The following is an 18,649-nucleotide window of genomic DNA, read 5'->3' on the forward strand; positions in this document are numbered from 1 at the left end:
GGCGATGGCCCGCGCCGCCTCCGGCAGCGCCAGCGCGAAGCCGAGGCGGAGGCCGGCGAGCCCGTAGGTCTTGCCGAAGGAGCGCAGCACCACGAGCCCCGGCACGAGATGGCCCCCGAGACTCTCGGCCGGCTCCAGGTCGCAGAAGGCCTCGTCCACCACGAGGAGGCCTCCCCGCCCGGCATTCTCCCGCGCCAGCGCGAGGAGATCGCCGGCCGCGTGGACGCGCCCGTCCGGGTTGTTCGGGTTGACGACGACGGCGACCCTCGCCCCGGCGGCCTCGGCGAGGCCGGCCACGGCGTGCACCGCGTGGCCGCCGCGCGCCCAGGCGGCCGCGTGCTCGGCATAGGTCGGACCGACCACGGCGACATCGGTCGGGGCCACGAGCCGCGGCAGGGTCTCGATGAGGATCTGCGTGCCGGGGGCGGCCACCACGCGGGCCGGATCGGCAACGCCGTAGGCCGCCGCCGCCGCGGCGCGCAGGGCCCGCTCGTCGGCGGATGCGGGCAGGCGCTGCCACAGGCTGGCGTCCGGGGCCGGCCAGGGATAGGGAACCGGATTGATCCCCGTCGAGAGGTCGATCCAGGGCTCGGGCGCGTCCGGGAACAGCGCGCGCGCGGCATCGAGGTCGCCGCCATGCGCCACGGGCGCGGCCTGGACCGGCGCGGCCTCGGAAATGCCGAACAGATGTCCTGGCTTGCGCTCGCTCATCCGCCCCTGACATTCGCCGTCCTCGCCCTCGCCCTCGCGATCGAGGCGGCCGCCGGCTATCCGGACGCGCTCTACAGGGCGCTCGGCCACCCTGTCACCTGGATCGGCCGGCTGATCGCGGCCCTCGACGCGGCGCTGAACCGGGGCTCCTTCGCCCGGCGCCGCGCCGGCGGCGTGCTGGCGGTGCTCGTCCTCCTCGCCGTGGTCGGGGCCGCGGCGCTGACGCTGACGGCGCTCGCCGGACTGGCGGGCCCCCTGGCCGGGCTCGTCCCGCTCGCCCTCCTCTGCGCCAGCCTGCCGGCGCAGAGGAGCCTGCACGACCACGTCGCCCGGGTCGCCGCGGCCTTGCGCGACGAGGGCCTGGAGGGGGGGCGCCGGGCGGTCTCGATGATCGTCGGCCGCGACCCCGCGACCCTCGACGAGGCGGCCGTCTGCCGCGCCGCCATCGAGAGCCTCGCCGAGAATTTCTCCGACGGCATCGTCGCACCGGCCGTCTGGATCGGGATCGGCGGCCTGCCCAGCGGCGCGCTCTACAAGGCGGTCAACACCGCCGACAGCATGATCGGCCACCGCACGCCGCGCCACGAGGCCTTCGGCTGGGCGGCGGCACGCCTCGACGACGTCGTGAACCTGCCGGCCTCGCGGCTCACCGCCGGGCTGATCGTGGCGGCGGCGGCCTTCCACGGCGCGCACGCGCCCCGCCGCGCGCTGGCCGCGATCCGTCGCGACGCGCGAAAGCATCGCTCGCCCAATGCCGGCTGGCCGGAGGCCGCCATGGCCGGGGCGCTCGGCCTCGCCCTTGCGGGCCCCCGGGTCTATGGCGGGCACGCGGGCGAGGATGCCTGGATGGGCGGCGGTCGGCCCGAGGCGGGCCCCACCGGTATCGAGCGGGCGCTCGCGCTCCACCGCACGGCCTGCGCCCTGCTCTGGGGCCTCGCCGCGGGCGCGGCGGCGCTGGGCCTCCTGCTCTGACGGCTCAGGCCGTGCGCGGGAGGACCGGCTCCGCCGGGGTGGCGCGGCGGGCGGCGTCGCGGCGGAGCGCGGTGAGGACGACGAACATCAGGCAGGCCCCGAGCGCCAGGGCGGCGGCGAGGAAGTACATCGGCGCGAGATTGCTGCCCGTCTGGTCGCGGATGAAGGGCACCGCGTTCTGCGCGACGAAGCCGCCGAGATTGCCCACCGAGTTGATCGCCGCGATGCCGGCCGCCGCGCTCGCTCCCTTCAGGAAGGTCGGCGGCAGGGACCAGAATACGGGCTGGGCCGAGAACACCCCGGCCGCCGCGACGCAGAGGCAGGCGAACTTCACCGCCGCGCCCGGCAGCACGACGCTGAGCACCAGCGCCAGAGCCGCGACGAGCCCCGGCACCACCACGTGCCAGATCTGGTCGCCCGTGCGCGCGGCGCGGCGGGGCACCCACCACAGGGCGAGCGCGGTGACGATCCAGGGGATGATGTTGATGAAGCCGTTGGCTGTGTTCGAGGCGCCGAAGCTCTTCACCACGGTGGGCAGCCAGTAGCTCAAGCCATAGGCCGCGAGCGGGAAGGCGACGTAGACCGAGGCGAGCATCCAGACGCGCCGGTCGAGCAGCGCGGCGAAGGGGTTGTGGTGCTCCACCTGGCCCCCGCTCTCGCGCTCGTGGGCGAGCTGCCGGGCGAGCCACGCCTTGCCCTCGGCCGTCAGCCAGGGCGCCCGCTCCGGGCCGTCCGGCAGGATGCGCAGCACCACGACCGTGAGGATCAGGGCCGGCAGCCCGGTCGCCACGAAGACCCATTGCCAGCCTTTCAGGCCGAAGAGCCCGTCGAGGTCGAGCAGGGCGCCGCCGATCGCCGCGCCCACCGCGTTGGCGAAGGCGCTCGCGATCATGAACCAGCCGATCATCCGGGCCCGGTGCGATTGCGGGAACCACAGGGTGAGCGCGAACAGCACCCCCGGAAAGAAGCCTGCCTCGGCCACGCCGAGCAGGAAGCGCAGCACGTAGAACATCGCCGTGTTCTGCGTGAAGCCCAGCAGCACCGTGATCAGGCCCCAGGTGAACATGATGCGGGCGAACCAGCGCCGCGCGCCGACCCGCTCCAGGATCACGTTGGCGGGCACCTCGAACAGGAAGTAGCCGAGGAAGAACAGCGACGCGCCGAGTCCGTAGACGCTCTCGCTCAAGCCCAGATCGCCGACCATCTGGAGCTTGGCGTAAGAAATGTTCTGCCGGTCGATATAGGCGATGAGGTACATCAGCCCGAGGAGCGGCATCAGCCGCAGGGTCACCGTGCGGACGGTGTCGTGCGCGAGGCGTGCGTCGACCTGAGGCGGGGGTGGCGTCATCGGGCTCCTCCTTCCGGCTCCCGCCCCTTCATGCGGGGGCGTGGAGATCCGAGTTAGGGCGAATGCGCGCTAGCGCGCCAGCGCCAGCAGCCTGTCGCAGTCGACATGGATCTCAAGGTGTCGCGCCAGCGCGTCGAGCGCCGCGTCGACGCCGGCCTCGTAGGAGGCCCCGTCCGAGGCCGCGCCGAGCCGGGCGAGCCAGGCGGCGCGCTGGCCGTCGTCGGCGAAGAGCCCGTGCAGATAGGTGCCGCAGACCCGCCCGTCGGCTGAGACCGCCCCGTCGAGGCGGCCGTCGGCGAGCCGCAGCAGCGGCCGGCCGGCATCGGGCCCCACGGTCTCGCCGATATGCATCTCGTAGCCGGTGAACGGCAGGCCGTCGGCGAGGCTGGTGCCGGTGACGGCGACCAGACGCTTCTCCGGCGTCATCACGGTCTCGACGTCGAGGAGGCCGAGCCCCGGCACGGTTCCGGGCGCGCCCTCGATCCCGTGCGGGTCGGAGAGGGTCCGCCCCAGCATCTGGTAGCCGCCGCACAGGCCGAGCACCCGGCCGCCGCGGCGCAGATGGGCGCGGATGTCGATGTCCCAGCCCTCCGCGCGGAGCGCCGCCAGATCGGGAATCGTGGTCTTCGAGCCCGGCAGCAGGACCAGCGCGGCGTCTCCCGGGATCGCCTCGCCGGAGCGCACCAGCACCACCTCGATGCCGGGCTCGGCCCGGAGCGGGTCGAGGTCGTCGAAATTGGCGATGCGCGGCAGCACCGGCACGGCGACCCGCACGCGGCCGCTGGAGCCGCCCGGAGCGGAGCCGGCCAGGCCCAGCACGTCCTCCGCCGGAAGGCGGGCGGCTTCGGCCAAGTGCGGGATCAGGCCCAGCGCCGGCCAGCCGGTGGCCTCCGCGATGCGGCCCATGCCCTCCGCGAACAGGCTCGGATCGCCGCGGAAGCGGTTGACGAGGAAGCCGCGGACCATCGCGGCATCCTCCGGATCGATCACGGCCTTCGTGCCGACGAGGCTCGCGATGACGCCGCCGCGATCGATGTCGCCGACGAGCACCACCGGCGTGCCGCTGGCGCGGGCAAAGCCCATATTCGCGATGTCGCCGGCGCGCAGATTCACCTCGGAGGCCGAGCCCGCGCCCTCGACCAGGACGAGATCGGCCTCGGAGCGCAGCCGCGCGAAGCTGTCGAGCACGGATTGCATCAGCCGCGGCTTCCAGGCCTGGTAGTCGCGCGCCTTCACGGTGGCGAGCATGCGGCCCTGCACCACGACCTGGGCGCCGACCTCGCTCTGCGGTTTCAGGAGCACCGGGTTCATGTGGACCGAGGGGGCGACCCCCGCCGCCCGCGCCTGGAGCGCCTGGGCGCGGCCGATCTCGCCGCCATCGGCGGTGACGGCGGCGTTGTTCGACATGTTCTGCGGCTTGAACGGGCGCACCCTGAGGCCGCGGCTCGCGAAGAGCCGGGCGAGGCCCGCGACGATCAGCGACTTGCCGACATCCGATCCGGTGCCCTGGATCATCAGGGCGCGGGTCATGCGCGGGCGCCCATCAGAACTCGATCCCCTCCTGGGCCTTCACGCCGGCGGCGAAGTGGTGCTTCACGCTGCCCATCTCGGTGACGAGGTCGGCGGCCTCGATCAGCGCCGGCTTGGCGTTGCGCCCGGTGACGACGACGTGGAGGTCCGGCCGGCGCGCCCGCAGCGTGGCCACCACCGCCTCGAGGTCGAGATAGTCGTAGCGGAGCGCGATGTTCAGCTCGTCGAGGACGATCAGGCGGATCCCGGGATCGGCCATCAGGGCCTCCGCCCGTTTCCAGGCGTGGCGGCAGGCGGCGATGTCGCGCGCCTTGTCCTGCGTCTCCCAGGTGAAGCCCTCGCCGAGCGTGTGCCAGGAGGCCTGAGGACCGAACACCTCGACGGCGCGGCGTTCGCCCGTGTCCCAGCCGCCCTTGATGAATTGCACGCAGGCGACGCGCCAGCCGCGCCCCAGCGCCCGCAGCATCAGGCCGAGCGCCGCCGTCGTCTTGCCCTTGCCCGGGCCGGTATGGACGATGAGCAGGCCCTTCTCGATCGTCTTGGCCGCGACCTCGGCGTCCTGCACCGCCTTGCGCTTGGCCATCTTGTCGCGGTGGCGCGCGGCCTCGTCGCCGGACTCCTCGGTCATGCCTGTCCTTTCACGATCATGGGCAGCCCCGCCACCATGAAGACGACGCGGTCGCAATCCTGCGCGAGCTGCTGGTGCAGGCGCCCCGCCGCGTCGCGGAAGCGCCGGGCGAGCGCGTTCTCCGGCACGATGCCGAGGCCGACCTCGTTGCCGACGAGCACCACCGGCCCCGGCGCCGCGCGGCAGGCTGCGCGCAGGGCCTCGGAGGCCGCCTCCACATCCGCCTCGGCCAGGATCAGGTTGGTGAGCCAGAGGGTCAGGCAATCGACGAGGACTGGCCCCGCCGCGGCAGCGACCGCCTCGGGCAGCGCCATCGGCACGTCCTGCGTGATCCAGCCGCCCGAGCGCCGCGCCCGGTGGTGCGCGATGCGCTCGACCATCTCCGCGTCGAAGGCCTGGGCGGTGGCGCAATAGGTCCAGGGTGCGGGCGCGGCCTCGACCAGCGCCTCGGCATAGGCGCTCTTGCCCGAGCGCGCGCCGCCGAGCACCAGGGTCATCCGGGATCCGGGCTGAAGCATGGGCCTCCTTTGCCCTGCGCCGTCGCTCCGGTCAAAGATAGAATTGACAACAGATTGTCATTTTAGCAATCTGTTGCCATGTCAGACGACTCAGCCATCCGGGCGACCACCGCGCTGATCCTGGAGATCTTCCGGGCGAACGGAGCGCTTCTCGCCGCCGGCGACCGTCTCGTGGGAGAGATCGGCCTCACGAGTGCCCGCTGGCAGGTCCTGGGCGCAGCGACCCTGGCGGCGGAGCCCCCGACGGTTGCCCGCATCGCCCGCGAGATGGGGCAGACCCGACAGGGCGTGCAACGCACCGTCAACGACCTCCTGAGGCTCGGGCTCGTGGAGCTTGCCGAGAATCCGCACCATCGGCGCGCGCGGCTCGTCACCCTGACCGAGGCCGGACGCTCGGCCTTCGCGGCGGCGAGCGCGCGCCAAGCCCCTTGGGCGGCAGCGATCGGCCGGGGTCTCGATCCCGGCACGCTCGACACGGCCCGCACCCTCCTGCGCACCCTGGGAGACCGGGCCACGAACGCGAGCAGGATGCCGGAGACCGAAGAGACGTGACGATGATCGCAGGGAAGCTCGCCCTCCTCGCCGCGGCAGCCTTCGCCGGGGCGGCGGTCTATGTCAGCTTGGTGGAGCAGCCGGCCCGCCTCCGGCTGGCCGACGGGCCGCTCCTCCAGCAATGGCAACCGAGCTATCGGCGCGCCACGCGGATGCAGGGCGCGCTCGCCCTGGTCGCCACCGCCCTCGGCCTCGGGGCATGGGGCGGCACCGGCGATGCGCGCTGGCTGGTCGGGAGCGCGCTCAGTCTCCTGAACTGGCCCTACACCCTGCTCGCGATCATGCCGACCAACCGCCTGCTGATGGCGATCCCGCCGCAGGAGGCGGACGCGCGCAGCCGCGACCTGATCCTGCGCTGGGGCCGCCTGCACGCGGTCCGATGCGGCCTCGGGCTCGGCGCCGCCGCGGCTTTCGTGTGGGCGCTCCCTGAGCGCGCCGAGCCGCGGAAGATCGAATAGTGCCCGCACGACGCGTTGTGCGCCCGTCCGCGACAGGCTATGAGCGATCCTGGACGGTGCCCCCTCCGGGGGTGAAAAGGGAATGCGGTGAGGGGAGACCCGACTCCGCGGCTGCCCCCGCAACTGTGAGCGGCGAGTTCCTGCCACCAGCCACCGGCACGATCCGGGAAGGCGGCAGGCGCGAGGATCCGCGAGCCAGGAGACCTGCCGTCCACCGGGAAGACCCTCGCAACGCCGCCGGTGGGGCGGCCGGAGATTTCGCCATGACGACCGCGATCCAGACCCTGTCCGGCACCCGCACGAACGAGCGCCTCTCGGCGATCGTGCTCGCGGCCTTCCTCGGCCTCGGCCTCGTGTTCTGCGCCGGCTTCGCGCCGGCCTCCGTGCTGCACAACGCGGCGCACGACTTCCGCCACACCCAGAACTTCCCCTGCCACTGACCGCCTGAAGCCACCCGCTTCATGATCAGCCGGCTCCTGTCGGCGGCGCTCGCCGCCGGCTTCCTCGCGGCCGTCGTCTCGACCGGCCTCCAGCTCTCGCTGACCTCGCCGCTCATCCTCGAAGCCGAGCGCTACGAGACCCCTGACGCGCAGGCGGCCATGACGCGATCGCCTGCCCTCCCGATCGTCCATGCCCACCTCCAGCTGGTCCATGGCGGCCACGATCACGGCGCGGCCCCGGACGCACCCCACGCCTGGCAGCCCGGCGAGGGCCTGCCGCGCATGGCCTTCACCGGCCTCGCGACGCTGATCGGCGGCGTGGGCTACGCGCTGCTGCTCGGCGCGGTGATGCTGGCGCTCGGCCGGGAGCCGACGCCGGAGCGGGCCCTCAGCTTCGCCATCGCCGGCTTCCTCAGCGTGGCGCTGGCGCCCGGCCTCGGGCTGCCGCCGGAACTGCCGGGCAGCGAGGCGGCGCCGCTCGCCGCCCGGCAGGCCTGGTGGCTGATGACCGCGGCGGCGACCGCCATGGGGCTCTACCTCATCGCGATCCGCCGCGCCGCGATCAGCATTGTCGGCGGCCTCGTCCTGATCGTCGCGCCGCACATCGTCGGCGCGCCGGAGGTGGCGGCCGCGAAATCCGAGCTGCCGGCCGGCCTCGCGGCCCAGTTCGCCGCCCGCTCGCTCGCGGTCGGGTTCGTGTTCTGGGCGGTGATCGGGCTGGCCTATGGCTGGGCTTGGCAGGTCTTCGGACGCGGGCGGGCGGCAAGCGGGCCGGCGCGTGCCTGAGACCGTCCTCTACGTCTGCACCACCTGCCGCGCGGCGGAGGATCCTCCCGACGCGCCCCGCGCCGGGGCGCGCCTGCTGGACGCCCTGCGTGCCGAGATCGCCGGGCGCCCGGAGACGGACCCGGCGGCGGCCCTGCGGGTCGAGGGGGTCGAGTGCCTCTCGGTCTGCAAGCGCCCCTGCACGGTGGCGGTGGCGAGCCCCGACCGCTGGACCTACGTCTACGGCGACCTCGACCCTGCGTCCTCCGCCCGCACCATCCTCGACGGCCTCGGCCGCTACGCCGCGACCCCGGACGGCCTCGTGCCCTGGCGCGAGCGGCCGGAGGCCTTCCGCAAGGGCGTCGTCGCCCGCATCCCCCCGTTTCCCGCATCCAGCGCGGGCTGAGAGGCTCAAGCCATGAGCATCGTCCAGAAGGTCCCCTGCACCATCGTCACCGGCTTCCTCGGGGCCGGCAAGACGACACTGGTGCGCCACGTGGTCGAGCATGCCGGCGGCCGCCGCCTGGCCATCCTGGTCAACGAGTTCGGCGATGTCGGCTTCGACAAGTCGTTCCTGGCCGCCTGCGGCGTCGAGGGCTGCACCGAGGACTCCATCGTCGAGCTGCCGAACGGCTGCATCTGCTGTACGGTCGCCGACGATTTCGTGCCGGCGCTGACCACACTGCTGGAGCGGCCCGAGCCGCCGGAGCACATCCTGATCGAGACCTCGGGCCTCGCCCTGCCCAAGCCCCTGGTCCAGGCCTTCCAGTGGCCGGCGATCCGCGGCCGCGTCACCGTGGACGGCGTCGTGGCGGTGGTGGACGGCCCGGCCGTCGCCTCGGGCGCCTTCGCCGAGGATCCGGAGGCCCTGGCGGCGCAACGCGCCGCCGACCAGGCCGTGGACCACGACAACCCTCTGGAGGAGGTGTTCGAGGACCAGCTCCTCTGCGCCGACCTGGTGGTGCTGAACAAGGCCGATCTGATCGACGCCGAGACCCGCGCCCGGGTGCGCGCCGAGGTGGAGGGACACCTGCCCCGCGCCGTGAAGGTGGTGGAGACCGAGAACGGCGCCATCGACCCGCGCGTGCTGCTCGGCCTCGGCGCGGCGGCCGAGGACGACCTCAACGCCCGCCCCTCCCACCACGGCGACGGCGAGGACCACGACCACGACGACTTCGAGACGGTCGCCCTGGCCGTCCGCCCGGCGGCGAGCCCGGCCGACCTCGCCGCGCGCGTCGAGAAGGCCGCCGAGACGGCGGGCGTGCTGCGCATCAAGGGCTTCGCCGAGGTCGAGGGCAAGCCGATGCGCCTCGTGGTGCAGGGGGTGGGCCGGCGCGTCGGCCATCATTTCGACCGGCCCTGGCGGGCGGGCGAGTCCCGCGACGGCACCCTCGTGGTGATCGGCCTGAAGGGCTTCGACAGGGACGCGGTCGCCGCCGCGCTCGCCGGTTAGGCGAAGAGCGGGCCCGGGTTTAGACTCGCGGCATGCACCTCGTCCGCATCGATACGGTCTCCCTCGACGAGGGCGAGGCGGCGGTGGATCTGGGCCAGGAGCCCGGGGACATCGTCGTCCTGTCCTTCACCGATTCCGACCTCGCCGGCATCGCCGAGGCCGCGGCGGCCGAGGGAGAGTCTCTGCCCGCCTTGCGCCTCGCCCGGCTGGCGCGCCTGCGCCACCCGCTCTCGGTCGACCTCTACGTCGAGAGCGTGGTCGCGCGGGCGAGGCTGGTGGTGATCCGCTGCCTCGGCGGGCTCGATTACTGGCGCTACGGCATCGAGCGCTGCGCGGAGGCCGCGCGGGCGAACGGCGTGCGCCTCGTCGTCCTGCCGGGCGACGACCGGCCCGACCCGCGGCTCTCCGCCTACGCCACGGCGCCGGAGCTCGCCCCCGTCCTCGACGCCTATTTCCGCGCGGGGGGCCGGGAGAACCTGCGCCAGATGCTGCGCCGGCTCGCGGCCGAGATCGGCCACGACCTCGCCTATGCCGAGCCCCGGCCGCTGCCGCGCGGCTTCCCGTGCTGTCCCGGTTGCGGGCCGGTGCCGCTGGAGCAGGCCCTCGCGGCAGGCGCCGCGACCGGACCGGCGCACGCCCTCGTCCTGATCTACCGCTCGGCGGCGCTCGGCGGCGACCTCGCCCCGGCCGCAGCGCTGACGGCGGCGCTCGCCGCCCGCGGGATCGGCACCCTGGTGGTGGCCGTCTCCAGCCTTAAGGACCCGGAGGCGGCGGAGGCCGTGCGCGCCGCGATCGCGGCGCGGCGTCCCGATCTGATCGTGGCCGCCACCGCCTTCGCCGCCCGCGACGATGCTGGCTTCGTCCTCGACGCGGCCGATTGCCCGGTCCTGCAGGCCTATACGGTGGGCTCGGCCCGGGAGGCCTGGGAGGCCTCGGCCCGGGGTCTCGGCGCCGCCGACCTCGCCATGCAGGTGGCGCTGCCCGAATTCGACGGGCGGCTCGCGGGCTTCCCGATCTCCTTCAAGGGGGAGGCGCCGGAGGTTGCGGGCTTTGCCGAGCGCCGGGCCGTGCCCTACGCCCCCGGCATCGCGGCACTGGCCGACCGGGCCGCCGCCTGGATCCGCCTCGCCCACTTGCGCCGGTCCGAGCGACGGGTGGCGCTGGTGCTCTCCGACTATCCCGCCCGCGGCGGCCGGGCCGGCTTCGCGGTCGGCCTCGACACGCCCGAGAGCGCCCGCGCCATCGCCGCGGACCTCGCCGCCGCCGGCTACGCTCTGGGCGACCTGCCGGACGGGCCCAACCTGATGCGGGCGCTCACCGCGGGCGAGCCGGGCTTCACGGTGAGCCTCGCGGCCTATCGGGACTGGCTTTCCCGCCTGCCGGCCGAGGCCCAGGCAGCCCTCGCCGAGCGCTGGGGTGCGCCGGAGGACGATCCCGCCTGCCGGGACGGCGCCTTCCGGTTCAGATCCGTGCCCGCGTCTCCCCCTCCCCCCTCTGCGGGGGAGGGTGGCCCCTGCGTCAGCAGGGGTCGGGTGAGGGGTGCGACGCAGCCGGATCGGGCCGAGGCCTTCACCTCTGCGCAGCCCTCCTCGGAAGCCGGGTTCCCCTCTCCCGCCTCACTCCGTTCGGCACCCTCCCCCGCAGAGGGGGGAGGGAGAGGCGGGCTCACCGTTTTCCTCCAGCCTGACCGCGGCCGGGCCGGCGACCGCAAGGCCGGCTATCACGACCCCGACGAGCCGCCGACCCACGCCTATCTCGCCTTCCATCTCGGCGTGCAGCGCGGCTTCGACGCGCTGGTCCATCTCGGCACCCACGGCACCACGGAGTGGCTGCCGGGCAAGGCGGTGGCCCTGTCGCCGGCCTGCTGGCCGGCGCTGGCGGTCGGCCGGCTCCCCGTCATCTACCCCTTCATCGTGGACGATCCCGGCGAGGCCGCGCCCCTGAAGCGCCGGCTCGGCGGCATCGCGCTCGGTCACCTGACGCCCGAGATCCAGCGCGGCGGGCGCGAGCCCGAGACCATGCGCCTGCGCGAGCAGGTGGAGGAATATGCCGCCGCCAGCCTCCTCGATCCGCGCCGGGCCGCGCTGATCGCCCGGGCGATCCTCGACGAGGCCGAGGCGCTGGGCCACCTCTCCGCGGCCGGCATCGCGCCCGGCACGCCGATGCCGGAGGCACTGGCAGCCCTCGACGCGCATCTCTGCGACCTCGGCGAGACCGCCTTCCGCGACGGACTCCACGTCTTCGGCCGGGCGCCCGAGGAGGCCCCGCCCGCGCGCCGCGCCAGCGCGGCGGCCGAGCGGGCGAGCCTGATCGCCGCCCTGGACGGACGCTTCGTCGCACCGGGCCCCTCCGGCTCGCCCTCTCGCGGCCGGGCCGACGTGCTGCCGACGGGCCGCAACCTCACGACCCTCGACCCGCGCGCCATCCCGACCCGGGCCGCGGCCACCCTCGGCGCGAAGGCTGCCGAGGCGGTGGTCACGCGCTACCTGCAGGACGAGGGCACCTATCCCGAGCGGGTCGTGATGGACCTCTGGGCCTCGCCGACGCTCCGCACCGGCGGCGAGGACGTGGCCCATGCCCTCCACCTCATGGGCGTGCGCCCGCTCTGGGACCACGCCTCGACCCGTGTGACCGGGTTCGAGGTGCTGCCGCCGGCCCTGCTGGGACGCCCGCGCATCGACGTGACGGTGCGCATCTCGGGCGCCTTCCGCGACACCTTTCCCGAGACCCTCGCCCTGATCGACCGGGCCGCCCGCGCCGTGGCGTTGCGCGAGGAGCCGGACGAGGAGAACCCTCTCGCTGCCGCGCGCCGCCGCGGCGAGGACCCGGCCCGGGTCTTCGGCGCCGCGCCCGGCCGCTACGGCGCCGGCGCGGCCGAGACCGCCCTCGACGGGACCTGGGAGCGGCGCCAGGACCTCGGCGCGGCCTATCTCGACGCCACCGGCTTCGCCTATGGCGACGCGGCCGGCGCATCGAGGAGCTTCGCGGAGCGCGTGGCGCGGGCCGACGCCTATCTCCATGCCTTCGACGTGGCCGAGCGCGACCTCCTCGACGGCGACGCCGCCGCCGAGGCCCTCGGCGGCTTCCACGCCGCGGCCGAATCGCTCGGCGCCCACCCCGCCCTGTTCAGCCTCGACGTATCCGAGCCGGAGCGCCCGAAGGCGCGCAGCGCGCGGGAGGACGTGGCCCGGCTGGTGCGCGCGCGGCTCTCGGCGCCGGCCTGGATCGCGGCCCAGCTCGCCCACGGTCATCGCGGCGCGCAGGAACTGGCGCAGGGCATCGACGCCGTCTTCGTGCTCGCCGCCACCACCGACGCGGTATCCCATGCCGATCTCGACCGGCTCTACGGCGCCTGGATCGCCGATGCCGCCGTGTTCGAGCGCTTGCGCGCGGCGAACCCGGACGCCGCCCGCGCCATCCTCGACCGTTTCGAGGAGCTGCGGGCCCGCGGGCTCTGGCAGACCCGACGCAACGCCATGCCGACCGACGCCCTGATGGCGGAGGCGGCCGGATGAGCGGGCGCCGCGTCCGCCCGGCCGCGCCCACCCGCCGCGGCTGGTGCCCCGGCCTCGCCCGGCCGATGCCGACCGGGGACGGCCTCCTCGCCCGCATCCACCCGCCCCTCGGCTTGCTCAACCCGGAGCAGATGCGGGCCGTCGCCAAGGCCGCGCGCGCCTGCGGCAACGGCCATCTCGACGTGACGGCCCGGGCGAACCTCCAGGTCCGCGGCGTGCGGCCGGAGACGCAAGGGTCTCTGGCCGAGGCCCTCACCGCGATCGGCCTCGGCGATAGCCGCGGCGACGGCGGCCCGCAGCGCCTGACCCTCACGAGCCCCCTCTGCGGTCTCGACGCGGGCGCCCTCATCGACGGCCACGCCGTCGCGGCCCGCATCGAGGCGCTCGGCCGCGCGGTGGCGCCGCTGCCGGCCAAGACCCTGGTCGCGGTGGAGGCCGGAGGGGCCTGCGACCTCGCCGGGATCGAGGCCGACATCCATATCCGGGCGCGCGAGCCCGGCCGGGCCGCGATCGGGCTGGCGACCGGAGCTGACCCGGTCTGGCTCGGTACGTGGCCCGAGGACGCGATCCCGGATGCGGCCGCCGACCTTCTGAGGGCCTTCGCCCGGACCGGCGCGCGCCGGATGCGCGACCTGACCGATGCCGAGCGCGCCGCGCTCCCTGCCCCCACGGAACTCGGGCCTGCCCGAGATCCCCTCCCTCCCCCCTCGGATCTCGGGCCTGCCCGAGATCCGCATCCCTCTGCCCAAGTCGGGCAGGCCCGACTTGGGATGGAGGGGGGAGGGCAACGCCAGCCCTTCGCGATCCTCGCCGTCGACGCCCCGTTCGGGCGCTGCACGGCGGATATGCTCGATCGCCTCGCCGATGCGGCCGACGGGGCCGCCGCCTCCGAGATCCGGCTCAGCCCCAGCCGCGGCTTCGTCCTCGCCGTCGATCCGGCCCGTGCCGAGGCCGCCCGCGCCCGCCTCGCGGCGGCGTTCGTCACCGATCCCGAGGATCCCCGGCGCGCGGTCGCCGCCTGCCCGGGGGCGCCCGCCTGCGCCTCCGGCTCGACGCCGACGCTCCGCGACGCCGCCCGGCTTGCCGAGGCCTTCCGGCCCTTCGCGGCGCAAGGCCTCACCGCCCATCTCTCCGGCTGCGCCAAGGGCTGCGCCGAGCCGCGGCGGCGCGCCCTCACCCTCGTCGCCGCGAACGGCCTCTACGGGGCCGTGCCGGGCGGCGCAGCGGGCGATCCTCCGGTCGAATGGCTGACTATCGAGGCGGCTCTCGAACGCGTAAGAGGGGCGCAAACGGCCAACCTCGAAGACCTGTTCAGGACGAAACCATGAGCGCGCGCCTCGACTACCTGCGCGACGGGGGCGCGATCTACGCCCGATCCTTCGCGATGATCCGCGCCGAATCTGATCTCGCGCGCTGGTCCGGCGCCGCCGAGCGCGTCGTGGTGCGCATGATCCACGCCTGCGGCATGACCGACCTGCCGGCGGATGTGGAGATGTCCGACGATTTCGCCGCCAAGGGCGAGGCGGCGCTGAAGGCCGGCGCGCCGATCCTCTGCGACGTGCGCATGGTGGCCGACGGGGTCACCCGCGCCCGGCTGCCGGCGAGGAACGACGTGATCTGCACGCTCGGCGACCCGCGCGTGCCGGCGCTCGCCGCCGAGATGGGCACCACCCGCTCGGCCGCGGCCATGGAGCTCTGGCGCGAGCACCTGCCTGGCAGCGTGGTCGCGGTGGGCAACGCGCCGACCGCCCTGTTCCGCCTGCTCGAGCTCCTCGACCAGGGCGTGGGCGCGCCGGCCGCGGTGATCGGCATCCCCGTGGGCTTCGTCGGCGCGGCGGAATCGAAGGAGGCGCTGGCGCGCGACGGCCGCGTGCCCTTCGTGGTGGTGCATGGCCGCCGCGGCGGCAGCGCCATGACGGCGGCGGCCGTCAACGCGCTGGCGAACGAGGTCGAGTGATGGAAGCCGGCCTCGTGACGGAGAGCCTTGAGACGGCCGAGAGCCCGACCCCGGTCACCACCGGCACGCTCTACGGCGTCGGCATGGGCCCGGGCGATCCGGACTACCTGACCCTGAAGGCGCTGCGCGTGCTGGAGCGGGCCCCCGTCCTCGTCCATTTCTGCAAGCGCGGCCGGCGCGGCAACGCCCGCACCATCGCCGACGCGGTGGTGCGCGACCCGGCCCGGGAGATGGCGCTCGCCTATCCCTACACCACCGAGCTGCATCCGGAGGACCCGGCCTACGTGGCGGCGCTGGCCGGCTTCTACGACGACGCGGCGGGGCGGCTGGCCGACCATCTCGGCGCGGGCCGGGACGTGGCGATCCTGTCGGAGGGCGATCCCTTCTTCTACGGCTCCTTCATGCATCTCTGGCGCCGCCTGAAGGACCGCTTCCCCGTCGAGGTGGTGCCCGGCGTCACCGGGATGTCCGGCTGCTGGACCCGGGCGGCCACGCCGATCACCTGGGGTGACGACGTGCTCACCGTCCTGCCCGCGACCCTGTCCGCCGCCGTTCTGGCCGAGCGCCTGCGCGGCACCGACGCCGCCGTGGTGATGAAGCTCGGCCGCCACCTGCCGAAGGTCCGCGCGGTCCTGCGCGAGGCGGGCCTCTTGGAGCGCGCGGTCTATGTGGAGCGCGGCACCATGGCGGACGAGCGCGTGGTGCCGCTCGCCGAGAAGGCGGACGACGAGGCACCCTATTTCTCGATGGTGCTGGTGCCGGGCCAGGGGCGGCGCCCGTGACGGGCAGCCTGACGGTCGTCGGCCTCGGCCCCGGCGACCCGGACCTGCTGACGGATTCCGCCCGCGCCGCCCTCGACCGGGCGCAGGACCTGATCGGCTACATCCCCTACGTCGCCCGCGTGCCGGAGCGGCCCGGCCTCGTGCGCCATGCCAGCGACAACCGCGTCGAGATCGACCGGGCCCGCCACGCGCTGGAACTCGCCGCCTCGGGCCGCCACGTGGCGGTGGTCTCCGGCGGCGATCCCGGCGTCTTCGCCATGGCCGCAGCCGTGTTCGAGGCGGTGGATCACGGCGACCCGGCTTGGCGGCAGCTCGCGATCACGGTAGAGCCCGGCATCACCGCGATGCTCGCCGCCGCCGCCCGCCTCGGCGCGCCGCTCGGCGGCGATTTCTGCGCGCTCTCGCTCTCCGACAACCTGAAGCCCTGGGAGGTCGTCACCGCGCGGCTGGAGGCCGTGCTGCGGGCCGACCTCGTGGTGGCGCTCTACAATCCCATTTCGAAGGCGCGGCCCTGGCAGCTCGGGGCGGCGCTGGAGATCGCGGCCGGGATCCGGGCGGCCGAGACGCCGGTGGCCTTCGCCCGCGCGGTCCGCCGGCCGGACGAGGCGATCCGGGTGATGACGCTGGCCGAGGCCCGCGAAGCCCCGGCCGACATGGCGACCCTCGTGCTGATCGGCGCCTCGACCACGCGGCTGATCCCCCGCGGCGTGGGGCAGCATCCCTTCGTCTACACGGCGCGGAGCGTGGCCGCGCGATGAGATCGTTTCCGGATGGTCTCTTCGGAAACCATGGCCTCCCCTCTCCCCGCGTGCGGGGAGAGGGCCACGTCTCCCCCTCGTCGGGGAGCGTGGCGAGGCGGCAGTCGACGGTGAGGGGGCGATTCCGGACGAGCCTCCTCCTGAGCCGCCCCCTCACCGCCGCTCCGGCTCCGCCTGCGCTTCCTGTCTGCACGACAAGGTGCAGACAGGCCTCTCCCCGCACGCGGGGAGAGGGGGATGCGCGGACCTCGAAGCGCTCAGCCAGAAGCCCTGATCCCGAGCCAGCGGAGCGCCCCGGCGGCGTCCGTCACCGATTCGACCGCGGGCTTCTCGGGCCGGCGCACCATCACCACCGGCAGGCCGAGGCGGCGCGCAGCGGCGATCTTGCCGGCGGTGGCCGCGCCCCCGGCATTCTTGCTCACCAGCACATCCACGCCGTGCCGGGCCATGAGGCCCTCCTCCGCGGCCGCGTCGTAGGGCCCGCGCGCCCGGATCTCGACGAGATGCGGAACCGCCAGGGCGCCGTCCACCGGCTCGATCGTGCGCACGAGGTAGCGGTGCTGCGGCGCTGCCGCGAAGGCCGCGACCTCGTTGCGGCCAACCGTGACGAAGACCGTGCGCGGGGCCTCGCCCAGAGCCTCGGCGGCCTCGGCGACGCTGCCGACCTCGGTCCAGGTATCGCCGAATTCGCGCGTCCAGGCCGGCCGGCGGATCGCCAGCAGCGGCACGCGGGCGGCCTCGGCCGCCGTCGCGGCGTTGGCGGAAATCCGCGCCGCGAACGGGTGCGTGGCGTCGATCAGCCGGTCGATCCGCGCGGCCCGGAGATGGGCGGCCAAGCCCTCGGCGCCCCCGACCCCGCCGATGCGGACGGGAAGCGCCTGCGGCTGCGGCGCGGCCGTGCGGCCGGCGAGCGAGAGGGTGGCGTCGAGATCAGGATCGCGGCTGATGGCGCGGGCGAGTTCGGCCGCCTCGCCGGTACCGCCGAGGATGAGGATGCGCATGGCCGCCTTCTCGCCCTCCCTTGAGCCCCCGTCGAGCCCCTGGCTGTCGATCGTCGGCATCGGCGAGGACGGGCGCGCGGGCCTGAGCCCGGCCGCGGCCGCGGCGCTCGATGCCGCGGAGGTGGTCTGGGGCGGGCGCCGCCACATCGCGCTCGCCGCGCCGCTCGCCGCCGAGACGCGGGCCTGGCCGAGCCCGATCCACGAAGCCTATCCCGACATCCTGGCCCGGCGCGGGCGGCCGACCTGCATCCTCGCCACGGGCGACCCGTTCCACTACGGCATCGGCGCCGAGATCGCCCGGCTGGTGCCGCGCGCCGAGTTCCGCGCCTACCCGCAGCCCTCGGCCTTCAGCCTTGCCTGTGCCCGCCTCGGTTGGTCGCTGCCGGACTGTACGTGCCTGACCCTGCACGGGCGGGCGCTGCCGCTGATCCTGCCCCATCTGCAGCCGGGCGCGCAGGCGCTCGTCCTGTCCTGGGACGGCACCACGCCGGGACAGGTGGCGCGGCTCCTCACGGAGCGCGGCTTCGGCGCCTCGCGCCTGACCGTGCTCGAAGCCATGGGCGGCCCGCGCGAGCGAATCCGCGAGGCCGTGGCCGACCGGTTCGACCTCGACGGGATCGACCCGCTCAACACGCTCGCCGTCGCAGTCGCCGGAGGGCCCGGGGCGCGGATCCTGACGCTCGCCCCCGGCCTGCCCGACGCCCTGTTCGAGAGCGACGGGCAGCTCACCAAGGCCGAGATCCGCGCGGTGACGCTGGCCGCGCTCAGCCCCTGCCGGGGCGACGTGCTGTGGGATATCGGCGGCGGCTCCGGCTCGATCTCCATCGAGTGGATGCTGCGCCACCCCGCCATGCGGGCGGTAGCGGTCGAGGCGAGGCCCGAGCGCGCCGCGCGGATCAGCCGCAACGCGCAGGCGCTCGGCGTGCCGGGCCTCGCCGTCGTCGGGGGCACGGCGCCCGCCGCCCTCGCCGGATTGCCGGCACCGGACGCGGTCTTCATCGGCGGCGGCGTCTCGGAGCCGGGCGTGATCGCGGCGGCCTGCGACGCGCTCGGCCCCGGCGGGCGCTGCGTCGCCAATGCGGTGACGCTGGAGGGCGAGGCCGCCCTGCTCGCCGCCTTCTCCGCGCGGGGTGGCAGCCTCCGCCGGCTCTCGGTGGCGCGGGCCGACCCGGTCGGCGGGATGCATGGCTGGCGGGCGGCGATGCCGGTCACCCAATGGGCCTGGACCCGCCCGTGAGGATCGTCGCAGGCGTCGGCTTCC

Annotated in this window: 19 protein-coding genes and 1 riboswitch; of the genes, 13 read left to right on the top strand and 6 right to left on the bottom strand. The window is 74.7% G+C overall.

Annotated features, from left to right (window positions below; translation table 11 throughout):
* A partial coding sequence (locus tag MET9862_RS23245; RefSeq protein ID WP_142585207.1) for an aminotransferase class I/II-fold pyridoxal phosphate-dependent enzyme occupies positions 1-711 on the bottom strand: 711 nt, incomplete at its 3' end.
* On the opposite strand from MET9862_RS23245, the gene cbiB reads away from it, so the two are divergent.
* The gene (gene cbiB, locus MET9862_RS23250; RefSeq protein WP_142585208.1) at positions 688-1,683 is read left to right on the top strand and encodes an adenosylcobinamide-phosphate synthase CbiB; all 996 of its coding nucleotides are present in this window, start codon (positions 688-690) and stop codon (positions 1,681-1,683) included. The two genes, MET9862_RS23245 and cbiB, sit on opposite strands and share 24 nt — an antisense overlap.
* Positions 1,684-1,687: 4 nt before the next feature.
* Here cbiB and MET9862_RS23255 read toward each other — a convergent pair whose 3' ends face one another.
* The 4 genes from MET9862_RS23255 to cobU form a co-directional block, all read right to left on the bottom strand.
* Positions 1,688-3,031 carry an MFS transporter gene (locus MET9862_RS23255; protein WP_142585209.1) on the bottom strand — a complete coding sequence of 448 codons (1,344 nt, stop codon included), beginning with the start codon at positions 3,029-3,031 and terminating at the stop codon, positions 1,688-1,690.
* A gap of 69 nt (positions 3,032-3,100) precedes the next feature.
* Positions 3,101-4,561: a cobyric acid synthase gene (locus MET9862_RS23260; protein WP_185156974.1), complete on the bottom strand. Its 1,461-nt coding sequence runs from the start codon at positions 4,559-4,561 to the stop codon at positions 3,101-3,103.
* A gap of 13 nt (positions 4,562-4,574) precedes the next feature.
* Entirely contained in the window at positions 4,575-5,189 is a 615-nt protein-coding gene (gene cobO / locus MET9862_RS23265; RefSeq protein ID WP_142585210.1) for a cob(I)yrinic acid a,c-diamide adenosyltransferase, read from the bottom strand.
* A complete protein-coding gene (gene cobU, locus MET9862_RS23270) occupies positions 5,186-5,707 on the bottom strand; it encodes a bifunctional adenosylcobinamide kinase/adenosylcobinamide-phosphate guanylyltransferase (protein WP_185156975.1) in 522 nt (173 codons plus the stop codon). The genes cobO and cobU overlap by 4 nt, the downstream gene beginning before the upstream one ends.
* Before the next feature lie 78 nt (positions 5,708-5,785).
* On the opposite strand from cobU, the gene MET9862_RS23275 reads away from it, so the two are divergent.
* From MET9862_RS23275 to cobJ, 11 genes are all read left to right on the top strand, one after another.
* Entirely contained in the window at positions 5,786-6,259 is a 474-nt protein-coding gene (locus MET9862_RS23275) for a MarR family winged helix-turn-helix transcriptional regulator (protein WP_142585211.1), read from the top strand.
* A 2-nt stretch (positions 6,260-6,261) separates the two neighbouring features.
* Positions 6,262-6,717: an anthrone oxygenase family protein gene (locus MET9862_RS23280; RefSeq protein ID WP_142585212.1), complete on the top strand. Its 456-nt coding sequence runs from the start codon at positions 6,262-6,264 to the stop codon at positions 6,715-6,717.
* 37 nt (positions 6,718-6,754) lie between these two features.
* A riboswitch (cobalamin riboswitch) is annotated at positions 6,755-6,943 on the top strand.
* Between the two features lie 37 nt (positions 6,944-6,980).
* Positions 6,981-7,157: a CbtB domain-containing protein gene (locus tag MET9862_RS23285; RefSeq protein WP_142585213.1), complete on the top strand. Its 177-nt coding sequence runs from the start codon at positions 6,981-6,983 to the stop codon at positions 7,155-7,157.
* Between the two features lie 21 nt (positions 7,158-7,178).
* Positions 7,179-7,943 (top strand): CbtA family protein, encoded by a 765-nt coding sequence (locus tag MET9862_RS23290; RefSeq protein ID WP_142585214.1) that lies wholly within the window; start codon positions 7,179-7,181, stop codon positions 7,941-7,943.
* On the top strand, positions 7,936-8,328 hold the full coding sequence (locus MET9862_RS23295) for a DUF1636 family protein (RefSeq protein WP_142585215.1): 393 nt from the start codon (positions 7,936-7,938) through the stop codon (positions 8,326-8,328). The genes MET9862_RS23290 and MET9862_RS23295 overlap by 8 nt, the downstream gene beginning before the upstream one ends.
* Before the next feature lie 12 nt (positions 8,329-8,340).
* Entirely contained in the window at positions 8,341-9,375 is a 1,035-nt protein-coding gene (gene cobW / locus MET9862_RS23300) for a cobalamin biosynthesis protein CobW (RefSeq protein WP_142585216.1), read from the top strand.
* Between the two features lie 32 nt (positions 9,376-9,407).
* The gene (gene cobN, locus MET9862_RS23305; protein WP_142585217.1) at positions 9,408-12,890 is read left to right on the top strand and encodes a cobaltochelatase subunit CobN; all 3,483 of its coding nucleotides are present in this window, start codon (positions 9,408-9,410) and stop codon (positions 12,888-12,890) included.
* On the top strand, positions 12,887-14,218 hold the full coding sequence (gene cobG / locus MET9862_RS23310; protein WP_142585218.1) for a precorrin-3B synthase: 1,332 nt from the start codon (positions 12,887-12,889) through the stop codon (positions 14,216-14,218). Before cobN ends, cobG begins: the two co-directional genes overlap by 4 nt.
* On the top strand, positions 14,215-14,847 hold the full coding sequence (locus tag MET9862_RS23315; RefSeq protein WP_142585219.1) for a precorrin-8X methylmutase: 633 nt from the start codon (positions 14,215-14,217) through the stop codon (positions 14,845-14,847). The genes cobG and MET9862_RS23315 overlap by 4 nt, the downstream gene beginning before the upstream one ends.
* Positions 14,847-15,629 carry a precorrin-2 C(20)-methyltransferase gene (locus tag MET9862_RS23320; RefSeq protein ID WP_142585220.1) on the top strand — a complete coding sequence of 261 codons (783 nt, stop codon included), beginning with the start codon at positions 14,847-14,849 and terminating at the stop codon, positions 15,627-15,629. Before MET9862_RS23315 ends, MET9862_RS23320 begins: the two co-directional genes overlap by 1 nt.
* Positions 15,626-16,387 carry a precorrin-3B C(17)-methyltransferase gene (gene cobJ / locus MET9862_RS23325; protein ID WP_142585221.1) on the top strand — a complete coding sequence of 254 codons (762 nt, stop codon included), beginning with the start codon at positions 15,626-15,628 and terminating at the stop codon, positions 16,385-16,387. The genes MET9862_RS23320 and cobJ overlap by 4 nt, the downstream gene beginning before the upstream one ends.
* 257 nt (positions 16,388-16,644) lie before the next feature.
* Here the strand turns inward: cobJ and MET9862_RS23335 are convergent, their stop codons facing one another.
* Entirely contained in the window at positions 16,645-17,388 is a 744-nt protein-coding gene (locus MET9862_RS23335; RefSeq protein WP_142585222.1) for a cobalt-precorrin-6A reductase, read from the bottom strand.
* Between MET9862_RS23335 and cbiE the strand changes: the two genes are divergently transcribed.
* Positions 17,387-18,625 (top strand): precorrin-6y C5,15-methyltransferase (decarboxylating) subunit CbiE, encoded by a 1,239-nt coding sequence (gene cbiE, locus MET9862_RS23340; RefSeq protein ID WP_142585223.1) that lies wholly within the window; start codon positions 17,387-17,389, stop codon positions 18,623-18,625. The two genes, MET9862_RS23335 and cbiE, sit on opposite strands and share 2 nt — an antisense overlap.
* The last annotated feature ends 24 nt before the right edge of the window (positions 18,626-18,649 follow it).

It is taken from the genome of Methylobacterium symbioticum, from assembly GCF_902141845.1.
GTDB lineage: Bacteria > Pseudomonadota > Alphaproteobacteria > Rhizobiales > Beijerinckiaceae > Methylobacterium > Methylobacterium symbioticum.